10 protein-coding genes and 1 tRNA gene are annotated in these 12,393 nt (G+C 56.4%); 8 read left to right on the forward strand and 3 right to left on the reverse strand.

Annotation, left to right across the window (positions count from 1 at the left end; all coding sequences use genetic code 11):
* Window positions 1–24: 24 nt before the first annotated feature.
* The 4 genes from ASC74_RS32185 to ASC74_RS15855 all read left to right on the forward strand — a co-directional run bounded on the left by ASC74_RS32185 (window position 25) and on the right by ASC74_RS15855 (window position 3,778).
* On the forward strand, window positions 25–330 hold the full coding sequence (locus tag ASC74_RS32185; protein ID WP_056742306.1) for a transposase: 306 nt from the start codon (window positions 25–27) through the stop codon (window positions 328–330).
* On the forward strand, window positions 327–1,163 hold the full coding sequence (locus tag ASC74_RS15845; RefSeq protein ID WP_056742309.1) for an IS3 family transposase: 837 nt from the start codon (window positions 327–329) through the stop codon (window positions 1,161–1,163). Before ASC74_RS32185 ends, ASC74_RS15845 begins: the two co-directional genes overlap by 4 nt.
* Before the next feature lie 193 nt (window positions 1,164–1,356).
* A tRNA-Lys gene (locus ASC74_RS15850) sits at window positions 1,357–1,431 on the forward strand.
* A 55-nt stretch (window positions 1,432–1,486) separates the two neighbouring features.
* Window positions 1,487–3,778, forward strand: a complete 2,292-nt coding sequence (locus tag ASC74_RS15855; protein WP_056742310.1) for a hypothetical protein — start codon at window positions 1,487–1,489, stop codon at window positions 3,776–3,778.
* Window positions 3,779–4,082: 304 nt separating this feature from the next.
* Here the strand turns inward: ASC74_RS15855 and ASC74_RS15860 are convergent, their stop codons facing one another.
* Window positions 4,083–4,607, reverse strand: a complete 525-nt coding sequence (locus tag ASC74_RS15860; protein WP_056742312.1) for a cupin domain-containing protein — start codon at window positions 4,605–4,607, stop codon at window positions 4,083–4,085.
* 164 nt (window positions 4,608–4,771) lie between these two features.
* Complete coding sequence (locus tag ASC74_RS15865) at window positions 4,772–5,296, reverse strand: transporter suffix domain-containing protein (RefSeq protein WP_056742314.1); 525 nt, start codon at window positions 5,294–5,296, stop codon at window positions 4,772–4,774.
* Window positions 5,297–5,413: 117 nt separating this feature from the next.
* Between ASC74_RS15865 and ASC74_RS15870 the strand changes: the two genes are divergently transcribed.
* From ASC74_RS15870 to ASC74_RS15880, 3 genes are read left to right on the forward strand one after another with little or no spacing between them, the layout of a single operon-like run.
* A complete protein-coding gene (locus ASC74_RS15870; protein ID WP_056742316.1) occupies window positions 5,414–6,967 on the forward strand; it encodes an efflux transporter outer membrane subunit in 1,554 nt (517 codons plus the stop codon).
* On the forward strand, window positions 6,964–8,103 hold the full coding sequence (locus ASC74_RS15875; protein ID WP_056742317.1) for an HlyD family secretion protein: 1,140 nt from the start codon (window positions 6,964–6,966) through the stop codon (window positions 8,101–8,103). Before ASC74_RS15870 ends, ASC74_RS15875 begins: the two co-directional genes overlap by 4 nt.
* A 4-nt stretch (window positions 8,104–8,107) precedes the next feature.
* Window positions 8,108–9,133: a DUF2955 domain-containing protein gene (locus ASC74_RS15880; RefSeq protein WP_056742319.1), complete on the forward strand. Its 1,026-nt coding sequence runs from the start codon at window positions 8,108–8,110 to the stop codon at window positions 9,131–9,133.
* On the opposite strand, the gene ASC74_RS15885 is transcribed toward ASC74_RS15880, so the two are convergent.
* Window positions 9,118–9,573 (reverse strand): YMGG-like glycine zipper-containing protein, encoded by a 456-nt coding sequence (locus tag ASC74_RS15885; protein ID WP_056742321.1) that lies wholly within the window; start codon window positions 9,571–9,573, stop codon window positions 9,118–9,120. The two genes, ASC74_RS15880 and ASC74_RS15885, sit on opposite strands and share 16 nt — an antisense overlap.
* A gap of 227 nt (window positions 9,574–9,800) precedes the next feature.
* On the opposite strand from ASC74_RS15885, the gene ASC74_RS15890 reads away from it, so the two are divergent.
* Complete coding sequence (locus tag ASC74_RS15890; RefSeq protein ID WP_056742323.1) at window positions 9,801–12,188, forward strand: DUF3772 domain-containing protein; 2,388 nt, start codon at window positions 9,801–9,803, stop codon at window positions 12,186–12,188.
* Window positions 12,189–12,393: the final 205 nt, after the last annotated feature.

The following is a 12,393-nucleotide window of genomic DNA, read 5'->3' on the forward strand; positions in this document are numbered from 1 at the left end:
TGATTTCGCCAACTTGGAGGCTCCATGAACGAAAGAAAGGTCTATTCGCGCGAGTTCAAACTGCGTGCTGCCAGCATGGTACTTGATGATGATTGTCCCGTTCCAGACGTCTGCGCGTCGTTGGACATTGGGCCTACCGCTTTGCGGCGGTGGGTCGAACAGGTTCGTAAGGAGCGCGAAGGCCAGCCGGTAAAAGGCACCAAAGCGATTACCGAAGATCAGCGTCAGATTCAGGAGCTGAAGGCCAAAATCAAGCAAATGGAGTTGGAGGCCGAGATCTTAAAAAAGGCTACCGCGCTCTTGATGTCGGATCCCGCTCGTTTTCGATGATCGCGGAGCTGAGAGCGTCGTATCCGACCGCCACGCTGTGTCGTGTTTTCAACGTCAAGCGCAGTAGCTTCTATGAATGGATTCAGCGGCGCTCCCGCCCCAAAATCAGGCGTGAAGAGCTTATGGCTCAGGTGGTCAACCTACACGCTGAGAGCCGCGAAAGTATGGGCTCCAGAATGATCTCCAAACGCCTGAAGGCCGAGCATTTTCCAGTAGGAAGAAGCCTCGCTGCGTCGCTGATGAAGGAAGCCAACATTGTCAGCAAACAGCGCCGACCGCATCCATTCAGATCCAAGGGGGTCGAAGCCTTTGTTGCGCCTAATCGACTCGAACGTAACTTCAGGCCGGCGGCCATCAACCAGGTCTGGTGTGGCGATGTAACCAGTCTTTTAGTGGGAAAACGCTGGTGCCACCTGGCAATCGTGATCGACTTGTTTGCGCGGCGTGTCATTGGCTGGGCGTTTTCCCTGATCAATGATGCCAACTTGGTCAGCAAAGCACTGCGCATGGCAGCAGACCTTCGACAAGGTGCACCAGGGCTGATGTTCCATTCTGATCAGGGCTGCCAATACACGAGCCGCAAGTTTCAAGGGGAGTTGGAGCGATATGGCATATTGCAGAGCATGAGCCATCGTGGGCAATGTTGGGACAACGCACCGACGGAGAGGTTTTTCGGAACGCTGAAGTCGGAATGGGTACCTCGCAAAGGCTACGGCAGCACCGAAGAAGCACAAACCGACATGGTTCGCTTCTTCATGTACTACAACCGCACTAGGCTCCACAGCTACAACAACTACCTGTCGCCAATAGCTATGGAGCAAAAAGCGGCATAAACACCGTAACCGGTGTCCGGATTTGCTTGACCAGTTCATTCCACCTCCTGATGAGGTCCGCATCAATTGCACACCGCTGCCACAGGCCAGTTACGCTAATATTTCGAACGGGAATAATCTCGATACGCGTCACGAGCGGCAACGTTTTCAATCTTCACATCCCTTCGATGCTGGTAGACAATGCGCGCTCTGCTCCGGGGTAGTTCAGCGGTAGAACACTCGGCTCTTAACCGGGTGGGCGCTGGTTCGAATCCAGCCCCCGGACCCACTACATCGCAGGGTCAGAAGGACATATGTCCAGGCACGATAGGGAATCGGATGCAATGGCCGGCATAAACGCCGGTTATGCGGTCTTTCAGTTATCTCGAGCATTGACCGCATCGGGTCTCGACACTGAGGCAAAAACACGCGAACGGATTGAACGCTGGCAGCAGGTGGTCGAACACATGGTGCAGGGCACTGCGCTGTATGGCTCGCGCACACCACTCGTGGATGTGCCTGAATGGGTCACGCTGGAGGTTGTCACGGGTGGTTTTGCCACTGGGCAGTATCTGGCCGGTGGCGCACTGACCGAGTACGAGCGGCGGTTGGCCGCCTCAATCCCAGGCATCCGCCCTGGTTTTGAACGACTTGATCTCAACACCTGGCACCTAACGGATGAGGGGATCGAAGCACTGCAAAAGCAGCTGGTGAACAGCGACTATCGGGTCGATGTACCAGAAGAGGCAGCGCTACTGTACGTGGCTTGGTTGTTGGGCCAGCAGCGCACGGAGGAAGCGCGCAAACTGATTGTGTCGATCGCTCCTTTTTTTGAGCAACTGCGTTTCTTTCCAATGGCTTCTGACGGGCTGCCACTCGCGGCGGCGGAAGTGCACATCTTCGATGTCGGCGATATCAAAAAGCTGCTTTCAAAACTCCCAGCGCAGCAGCGCCTGGCGGTGCAAAAACATGTGGTCGCGACTCGGTTGACTCTCTACGACGCAGCCATCTCGCTCTTCCTCTTAACGTACCAGGATGATTGGCCTTGTCGGCAATATCCTGAAGGCTGGCTTGAGCAGGCGAATACTCTAAATAGTCAGTTCAATGCCACCAGTAACAATGACATCCTCAATGTTGAACCTTTCAGAGATCGGGTAGGGGAGTTGTACGCGTTGCTGAGGCTCTGCTCCCGTGACCCAGCTTCGCTTACAGGGCGTCAAGTCGGACGTATTCGGCGGATCGTCAATGATTTCGTGTGCAAACATGGTCATCCAGAATCTGAACATCATCTACAGTACCGAGAAATGCAGCACCATCAGGTGGCCGCGCCCGAGCATCATCTGATCGCCAAGGTTGTTTCTGAGCGTCTGACCAGCTATTCGAGCTCGGAAGGCATCTCTGATTTTTCGTCCCTGTTGGAGCCCGTTACCGGCGAGGAGGCGAAGGCATATTCGCTGAAAACAGGTGTCGCCATTCCTCCGGCGGTTCGCCGACGCCTCGAGCGCTGTCGAAAGGGAACCATTACTGAGTTGATTGACAAGGGATTGATCACATCTGGGGATACCGTGGCGCGAGTACTGCCGGCGATGACGGCCGAAATCTGCAGTGCTGGATTTCGCGATACGACGCTGCGTATGTTGTCTGTCGCAACGTATCGTGCTTTTCGGCGACGCCGTTCATTGCTGCTACTCAACCTACAGAGCCAAGTCAAAATCAGTGAGCTGCCTTGGGTAGCGGCCGTCGAAGGTGAACGTGAGGCACACGCTGTCGCTGTTGAGGGAGCCAGACAAGCCTTGATCGAATCCTCGGCAACGACCCTCTCTGCTTTTCCTCAGGCAATCCTTCCGAACAAACTACTTCAGGAGTTTGGTTCGCTTGCTGTCACCGCGAAGCTGGATCTTCCTTTTGTGGAGGAGGTCGCAGTGGACATTTTCATGGGAACCTTCTCGAACAAATTCGTGGAAGCAGCCAGACGAGCGGCCTCGTTGATAGGTGGCACCCTTTACGCCCATTATTACGACATCGACACGAACCAACTGGCGATCCTTCCCGATAAGCCGAAATCGAAGAGCAGAAACTATTTCCAGCGTGAATTGGATACCAGTGATGCATTGGCGAACCTTTGCGCACAGCGGGCTAATGCACCCTTGGGTGCATGGCACTCAGCAACCAACGGAAGGATCATCGAGCAACAACAGATTCTGACGACGCAAAACCTTTCGCTTCTATTTGGTGAGCTCGGTTTGAAAGCGCTACTACATCATCGCCTGGGTTCACTTGCTCAGGAGTGCTTCCAATGGATATGCATACGGCAGCAGATGAAAATCAAGTTCTACCACTCAAGCTTGGTGATGCTCAAAAATACCGCTTATGCCTGGCGCCAGATGGTGTTTTATTTATCCGTGCTGGATGACGCCGAGAGGCGTTGCGCTATCGATAGCATCGAAGAACATTTCGCAGCTCAACCCACTGCATTCCGAGAGAGATTTCTACCGGCAATTATAGGGTTACGTGTGGCAGCTGCCGGGCTCCCGTTGACTCTGAACCGCCAGAAAAGTGAGGGGGCTCGGGTTTTTCTCGGATGGACCACCGAACGACATTGGTTGTTGCCGCCGCAAACGAATGACATCAGGTAAACGCTCGGCTATATCGGCGATGCGTGCTTGAACGCATCAAAAGCGATGTTTGTGCATCTGGCTGGAGTTCTTGTAGAGACGGGTCAAAACTTTCATGCATACGTCAGGTGTCGAAGTCAGGAAGGACGTCCAATGAGAAGAGCCTAGACGCCTGAAAAATCGGAAAGTGGTGGAGCTTGACCTCCAGCATAGGAAGTTCCGTACAGATACATGATTTAACATAATATACATTACACGTAACAAGATGTTTCGAGATTAGCCCGGTTGCGCGCAGATTTTGAAACGATCAAATCGCCTCAGCCACTTATTCTCCCATCAGCTTCTCAAACAACTCCGCGTGTTCGGGAAATTGCTCTGTAAGCTGCTGCTGATTACCCAACTCCATATCTGCAAAATCAAACCCTGGTGTAACCGCTTCGCTGATCAGGCCGTATCCCGCCAGTCCACTTGTAAGCTGCGAAGCTTTCCAGACGCCACCCGGTACAAGCAGCTGCAGACATTGTCCGGCGATTAAATCGCTGCCCATCACAACCGTTTTTAATGTGCCGTCCGGAAAAATCAGGCTGTACTGAATCGCATCTCCCACATGGTAGTAATGCACGATGTCCGATTGGTTCAGATGAAAATGACCTATCGGCGAATTCTTGGTCAGCAAGTAGTAAATGGATGTCATCAGGTAGCGCCGGCCCCCAGCGGTCTCAACCATCGCGTGGTGATCGGTTTGAAAGGTCCGGCGGTAGAAACCGCCTTCCATGTGGGGTTCCAGGTTCAGTGCTGCGATCACAGCCTCTGCGCTGGGAATGTGTCTATCAAAGGTGTTGGTAGTCATGTTGATTGAGCCCTCCAGCCTTTGAAATAGCGCGCAATTAATACATTTACTCTATTGCATAAATGATATCGATCAATAATAACTATGCTAAATAGCTCTTTAGTAGAGCTAGCCATTAGAGCTTGAACGCACGAGTACTCACTACCCTCGCCCGCTATTGTTATTCACGCCGCACTTGTGTTTGCGACACGAGCGGTGCGAATAAACAAGGCGCGCACTTTCTCCCAGAAATTACCCCCCAATACGAAAAAGCTGCCGATCAGCATGAGGTCACCCAGCGCTTGAACTTGCCAGAGGTTGGGTCTGAGCCCCGGCCAAATGCTGTCGACGTAGGGTTCAAGAAAGGAGGAAATCAGCGGCACAAAGAACATAACGATGCCAATTCTGTGACGCCATGGGCCCACTTCGACTTCCGTGCTAGGTGCAAGTGAGGACACATATCCGAACAGGCTGCGCTTTAACTGTTGGAATCCGGCTTTGCCCATCACCGCAATAACGATGATCAACAGGACTTTGTTGCTGATGAACAGCACGCCGGTCAGTGCAGCGATCTTTGAACCAGGCACATCGGCTGCCGCTGCGAGTGGCACCAACAGCCAGGAACCCAGCATCAAGCAGATAATGACTATGCCCAACTTAAAGCGCCAACCGGCTGAATGGGGTTCAACAACACCCGGAGTGTTATTCATAATCCTCGTACCTTTCTAACTGATCAGTAGATTTGATGGCGCTTAAAAAAGCGTAGCAGCCGTGTGCCCATTTGGACGGCTATGCTCCAGTGATCTTTGTTGGTCGGGAAATGCGTAATGCATCCAGGTACAACCCTGCTGAATTGGCATGGCCGGTTCGTGCTGCTTGGCGTACTCGGCCTCAGTGGCTGCGTACGGCTTGGGCCGGATTTCCAGCCGCCCAGCGAAGAATGGGTCAAACACTGGAGCACCCCTGCCCTTGAGCAATCCAGCCAACGCAGCCTGAACCCGGATCTGCGTCAGTGGTGGCAAGTCTTCGCCGATCCGGTCCTCAATCATTTGATTGCCGAGTCGGATGCACGCAACTCCAGCCTCAAAATCGCCGGCCTGCGCGTCATGGAAGCCCGAGCCCAACTCGGCATTGCTCAAAGCGGTCTTTACCCGCAACTGCAGCAAGCCAGTGTCGACAGTCTTTACTTTAACCGCAGGCAATCCGGCGGGACCAACCCGCAAGACAGCCATTTCTGGCAACACAGCGTGGGGTTCGACGTGGGGTGGGAACTGGACTTCTGGGGCCGTTTCAGTCGCGCCATCGAGTCATCCGATGCCAGCTACTTCGCCGCCCAGGCCAACTATGAAGACGTGCTCGTACTGCTGCGCGCACAAGTGGCCGATACCTATTTTTCGCTGCGCACCACCGAAGCCCGTTTGCGTGTCGCCCGGGAAAACGCCAAACAGCAAAAGCGCAACTTCGAGATTACCGAGAAACTCTTCAATAGCGGCCAAACCGCCGAGCTCGACCTGCAACAAGCCAGGACTCAATACCTGGGTACGTTGAGCACCATCCCCAACTTCGAAGATCAGTTGCAACGAACCCGCAATGCGTTGGCGGTATTGATCGGCCAGCCGCCCGGCGCGCTGCCGCAACTGGTCGAAAACGTGGGACTGATCCCGCTGGTCGACCGTGCCGTGTTGCAAGATGTACCGGCCAACTTGCTCCTGCGTCGGCCCGACGTGCGCGCCGCCGAGCTTAATGTCGCCGCCCAGTCAGCGCTGATCGGTGTGGCCGAGAGCGATTTCTATCCGTCGCTGACCTTGCTGGGCAGCATCGTCTGGTCCACCGACACGCTCAGTGGCACGCCTCGGAATCTGGATTTGATCGGCGGCCCCAGTCTGCGCTGGAATCTGTTCGATCACGGCCAGATCAGCAACAACGTGCGCGTGCAGGATGCGCGGTTGCAGCAGCTGATCGAGGCTTACCGCGACAAGGTTCGCCAGGCGGCACGCGAGGCGGACGATGCGGCCTATGGCCTGATCAAATCCCTGGAGCGCGAACGCATTCTGGGTGAGGCTGAAGTGGCAGCCAAACGCTCGCTGGTGTTGGCCAGCGCGCAGTATCGCGAAGGATATTCGGACTTCCAGCGGGTGCTGGATGCGCAGCGTGCCTTGCTTGAACAACAGGACAATTATCTGGTCGCCCGCAGCAATGCCGTGAGTAATGTCATTGCCTTGTACAAAGCCGTGGGCGGTGGCTGGTACAGCGCCCAGCCGAAAGTTGATCCAGCCACTCGCCAGCAAATGGAAAAACGTACCGACTGGGGCGATCTGCTGGAAGAGCCCACCACTGCACAGCCTGCCATTCCAATGTCTTACAAGGTAAAAGACCAATGAGTGAAGCCGCCCAGCCCACGCCCGAGACACCTGTCACCCAGGCGCCAGCACCGGCTGCCGACCCGGCGAAAAAAGGCATCAAGTGGGTGCTGTTACTGATCCTCCTGAGCCTGACCTGGTACCTGTTGGCGGATCGTTTCACACCCTATACACAACAGGCCCGGGTGGGTGCCTTTGTGATTCCGGTCGCCTCGGAAGTGGCGGGCCGCGTGATCCGGGTGAACGTGCGCAACAACCAGGACGTCAAGGCCGGCGAAATCCTTTTCGAGGTGGACCCTCAGCCGTACCAGATTGCCGTCGACCGTGCACGTGCCGACCTTGAATCGACCCGCCGACAGATCGGTGCGAGCACCGCCGGCATTGCCTCGGCGCAAGCCAATCTGCGGGCCGCCCAGGCCAATGAGCTCAAGGCGCGTCAGGACAATCAGCGTCTTGAGGGTTTGTATCGCGAAGACCCCGGCACCATTTCCGTACGTCTGCTCGAAGTGTCTCGCGCCAACCGCGAACAAGCGGTCAGCCAGGTCGCCGCTGCCCGCGCCGAAGTGCAGCGCGCGCGTGAGCAGGAAGGTGGCAGCGAGGAAGACAACGCCTTGCTGCGCAGTGCCGCCACGGCGTTGTCCAAAGCCGAACTGGATCTGTCCAACACGCAGATTCGCGCTCGCTCGGCCGGACTGATTACGGATCTGCGTACTGACGCAGGGCAATTCGCCGCGGCCGGCAGCCCGGTCATGACCCTGATCGCCATTCATGATGTGTGGATCAGTGCGGACATGACCGAGAACAACCTCGGTCTGGTGAAGCTCGATACGCCGGTTTCAATTGTTCTGGATGCTCTGCCGGGTGAAGTTTTCGAAGGGCGCGTGCGCAGTGTCGGTTACGGCGTCAGCGTGGGGCAAACACCCCCGCCAGGAACCTTGCCCAGTGTGCAGAACAGCCGCGACTGGTTGCGTCCGGCCCAGCGTTTTCCGGTCATTATCGAGTTTTCGCCAGACTCATTGAACACGCTGCGTGACAGTCGGGGGATCCGTGCCGGTGGGCAGGCCGAAGTCATGGCCTTCCCCACCGAAGGCAATCCGCTGAACCCGCTCGGCCACGTGTTTGTGGGGTTCATGAGCTGGCTGAGCTATGCCTATTAAAGGTATGTCGACTCGGCGCACGCCGCGGGATCAACGCGCACTGCGCCTGGCCACCGGCACGGCGTTGTGCCTCACCGCCAGTTTCGGCCTCGGCTTGCCGATTCCCTTTATGGCGCCGGTGCTTTGCCTGCTGTTGCTGGCCTCGGTCAATCGCCCGCTGCCGTTCAAGGCCGGCCTGGTGCTCGCACTGGCTGCCATGTTGACCACCGGCATCGGCCTGCTATTGATCCCGGTCCTGCGTTATTACCCCGTCAGCGGCGTGCTATTGATCAGCGTCGGTCTGTTCCTGGCCTTCCGCTATGGCCTGCGCGGCGGCAATACCTTGATCATGACCTTCCTGGTGATTGGCCTGACCATGATCTCCTCAGCCGGTATCGCCGAATTCGATCTGGCGGCGATGGTCATCGGCGCACTGGTCAAGGGTTTGCTGCTCGCCGTTGTCGTCGTGGCGTTCAGTCATGGGTTATTCCCGGATCCACCCAATGCCCCTTCTCCCCCGCCTGCCCCACCCTTGCCGGCAGAAGAAGTCAGTCGGATTGCGCTGCGTGCCACCTTGATCGTGCTGCCGGCATTCCTGCTGGCACTGATCGACCCTGCCGGTTATCTGCCGATCATCCTGAAGGCCGTCGGCCTGGGTCAGCAAAGCTCCACGACGAACGCCCGCATCGCCGGTCGCGAACTGCTCGGTTCAACCTTGCTCGCAGGCCTGTTGGCGATCCTGTTCTGGAGCGCCCTCAGCCTGTTTGTGCATCTGTGGATGTTCTTTCTGTGGATGCTGCTGTTCGGCCTGGTGATGGCGCGCAAGTTGTATGCCCTGAGCCCGACGCGGTTTACCCCGGGGTTCTGGCTCAATACCCTGATCACGCTGATCATCCTGTTGGGTCAGTCGGTACAGGACAGCGCAGCAGGCAAAGACGTTTACACAGCGTTCGCCATCCGCATGGGCTTGTTTATCCTCGTGACGCTGTATGCCTGCCTGATGGTTCATCTGCTCGATCAACGGCAGGAAAATGCTCAAGGATTAACCTGATACCCCTTACCCTGCAGGCAGCTGGAATAGGCGGTAGAACTGGTCGAAGCACTGGTTTTCTCTTGCGCCCGGCGCTCCTGGCGTTGACGCGAGCCTCCGACGACCGCCCCTGCCACGGCGGTTTCCTTGGCGCGATTCTGGCGATAGTCCTGCTTTACGTCGTCGTCGACGCGATCATAAAACTCGTCATGCTGACGTCCCCGCACCTGCGCCCCCGCCGCACCGGCAGCAGCGCCCGCCGCGGCGCCCTTCAGCCTTCCACCGCTAGCAGGCGGTGCAGCCGAGGCGCTCTGACCGGCCGCGATGTTGTGGCATTCGGTAATGTCCGTTTGGGTTTGTTGCGAACTCTGCCCTTTCATCGGCACGACCGTTTCTGCCCACCCCTGGGTCCAGGAAACCGACAGTGCGATGCACAGGCTAATGGATGACAACCTTTTCATGATGACCTCCGACAGGGCCCGGCACTCTGCAAGCACACTGGGTCGGTAGACAGACCGCTCAATACGTCACGCCTCGTGATCCTGGACGTGGTTCAGCATAAAAGATTGTAGATCACCCCTTCTCACCCGCCCCCCTTCCCTATTCGTCGTCAGCGTGCGGAACTATTTTTCGCGCCAGCACACGCCATGACCTAACCTGAATGGCTAAAGCCGCTGGAGGCATGCCTATGCGTCCCGCATTGAAATTACTCATATTCGTTGTGTTCGCGCTGATGGGGGCGAACATCGGCGAACTGTCGGCGGATGAACTACCCAACACGTCAAGCAACGGTGAGGCCAGCGCTACCGCTACGGTGTCAAAAAGTGATCTGGAAGCACTGCAATCAAGGCTGGACAACCTTAAACAGCTGGTGTCACTGACCAGTAACTACACCCAGTTGGTAGGTTTTCAGGACAACGTTCAGTTGCTCTTCAGTGATGTGGACAAGTTGGCGGCGCTATTACTTCCCGAGCAGGCGCAATTGCAAGCACAACTTAGTGTGCTCGGGACGGCATCCACCATCAGCCTTGCCGTGGAAAAGTCCGATCTGGTGAAACAAAGGTCCTATCTCACCGCACAAAAAGACAAGGTGGATAACGATCTCAACATACTGCTGGCCATCAAAGAAGGCGCGACTAACCTCATCGCCCAGATTGCCAGCATTCGGCGTACCCAACTGGAAACCGAACTGGCCCAGCGCACCGCCAGCTTCCTCAACCCCCGGTTCTGGTTACCGCTGTTTTCTCCACTGGAGGAGGATAAAAACCGTCTGAGGTTTTTGATCGACCAGTGCAACAGTGTCATCCAGTCCGTCTGGCAACCCGGCCGGCGTGCCGCGACCGTCACGTTGTTATTGCTGGCCCTGGCCTTCTGGACGCCGGGGCGAAGACTGGCTGAACGTGGTTTGACATGGATCTGTATCCATCGAGTACCGGAAGGTCGCCTGCGCAGAAGTTCATTGGCGATAGCGACGGTAGTTGCCACGATGTTGAGCGCAGGTTGCGCAGTACAGCTCATCTCCGCGGCGGCTACCCGGCTTCAACCATTGCCGCAACCACTGCAAGGTTACTTCGACGATGTCGAGAAAGTCGCTTACGCCTGCGCCCTGATCATCGGCCTGAGCCGGGCCCTGCTGTCAAAACGCAATCCCTCATGGCGGTTGCCTGGCATCGCCGATGAAGTAGCACTTGCAATAAGCCCTTTTCCGGCGCTGTTGGCCGCTTCAATGTTGATACTCATCTCACTGGTACAAGTCACCAATGCGACGGGTATGAGTACGCAAGTGGTTCTGTTCAGCCGGGGCGTCGTGTCATTAGTCGTCATCATGGTTATCGGTGCGTTATTGCTGCGCGTCAGTAGAACCCGTCGAGCGATGGTTATTGCCGGGGAACACCCTGAGTCAGGGACTACGCTGGCGGGGGTGATTTATACCGGCGTCAGTATCGCCGTGTTGATCTCGATTTTTGGCCTGCTGGTCGGTTACATCTCCCTGGCCCGGTTCATCACTTACGAAATTGTCTGGCTCTATATCGTTATTGCCAGCTTCTATTTGCTGACGCAGTTGTTCAGGGACTTGTGTGATTACCTGTTTTCGCCAAAGCACCCCAGCGGCAAAACGATCAAACAGCTGCTGGGTATCGGCGACGTACGGCTTGAACAAATCGAGGTTGTTGTGGCGGGTATTGGCCGAGCGGCCTTACTCCTGATTGCCGTGATTACAACAATTGTGGGGGGGATTGGAGCGACCTTTGGCCAACTGACTGACAGGGTTTCAGCGATCCTCGGCGGCGATGGCCTGCGCAAGCTGAATATTATTCCGGGCAATCTGTTGAATGCGGTCCTCGCGCTGTTGATCGGTATTTACCTGATTCGATCGCTGCGCAGATGGCTGGATAACGAGTTCCTGCCGAAAACCGATATGGACCCCGGCATGGGGGCGTCGCTGAGCACCCTGTTCAGTAATATCGGGTACGTACTGGTCATTCTGCTGGCGTTGTCTTCCTTGGGCGTCCAATGGACGAATCTGGCCTGGATCGTCAGTGCGTTGTCGGTGGGGATCGGCTTCGGCCTGCAGGAGATCGTCAAGAACTTCGTATCCGGGTTGATCCTGCTCACTGAGCGTCCGGTCAAGGTCGGCGACCTGATCAGCATCAGCGGAGTCGAAGGTGATATCCGGCGAATCAATGTCAGGGCTACCGAGATACAGCTCAGTGACCGCTCGATCGTGATCGTGCCCAACTCGCAGCTTATTTCCCAGAACCTGCGCAATGTGACCATGGGCGGCAGCGCCCAAGGGGTGGCCACACTCGAGCTGGTGTTCCCTCTGGATATCGACCCTGAGCAAGTCAAAAACCTGCTGTACAGCGCCTATCACGAGCATGAAACCATCCTCGACAAACCCGCCCCCGTGGTCCGCTTCAGCAATCTGAGCCCTGAAGGCATCACCCTGACCATCACCGGCTATGTCAGCAGCCCAAGGATTGTCAGCACGACCAAGAGCGATCTGCTCTTTGAGATCCTGAAGCGATTGAGTGCGGCCGGCATCGAATTGGCCAAGCCGGTCCCTCCTGCGTAATGCCCATCAATAGCCTGATGCTGTTCACTTAAGGTTGTTGGGGTACATATCCGTTTCTGCGGTGATGGCTGCTGGCGGTTTCGCTTTTACAGCGAGTCACTTKGAARAGCCCCAAGTAACCAARGGCTCTTGCCCCGCCATTCGGTGCCTCGCCTAGGCTCGGCATGCCCTCACTCCGGCATTGCTCCGGGGGCCCGCCGCCATC

Origin of the sequence: Pseudomonas sp. Root329 (assembly GCF_001424925.1) — a bacterium.
Lineage (GTDB): Bacteria > Pseudomonadota > Gammaproteobacteria > Pseudomonadales > Pseudomonadaceae > Aquipseudomonas > Aquipseudomonas arabinosi.

Coding starts and splice junctions, on each gene's coding strand:
- ASC74_RS32185 (WP_056742306.1), top strand. CDS start 25: ATGAACGAAAGAAAGGTCTATTCGCGCGAGTTCAAACTGCGTGCTGCC.
- ASC74_RS15845 (WP_056742309.1), top strand. CDS start 327: ATGATCGCGGAGCTGAGAGCGTCGTATCCGACCGCCACGCTGTGTCGT.
- ASC74_RS15855 (WP_056742310.1), top strand. CDS start 1,487: ATGGCCGGCATAAACGCCGGTTATGCGGTCTTTCAGTTATCTCGAGCA.
- ASC74_RS15860 (WP_056742312.1), bottom strand. CDS start 4,607: ATGACTACCAACACCTTTGATAGACACATTCCCAGCGCAGAGGCTGTG.
- ASC74_RS15865 (WP_056742314.1), bottom strand. CDS start 5,296: ATGAATAACACTCCGGGTGTTGTTGAACCCCATTCAGCCGGTTGGCGC.
- ASC74_RS15870 (WP_056742316.1), top strand. CDS start 5,414: ATGCATCCAGGTACAACCCTGCTGAATTGGCATGGCCGGTTCGTGCTG.
- ASC74_RS15875 (WP_056742317.1), top strand. CDS start 6,964: ATGAGTGAAGCCGCCCAGCCCACGCCCGAGACACCTGTCACCCAGGCG.
- ASC74_RS15880 (WP_056742319.1), top strand. CDS start 8,108: ATGTCGACTCGGCGCACGCCGCGGGATCAACGCGCACTGCGCCTGGCC.
- ASC74_RS15885 (WP_056742321.1), bottom strand. CDS start 9,573: ATGAAAAGGTTGTCATCCATTAGCCTGTGCATCGCACTGTCGGTTTCC.
- ASC74_RS15890 (WP_056742323.1), top strand. CDS start 9,801: ATGCGTCCCGCATTGAAATTACTCATATTCGTTGTGTTCGCGCTGATG.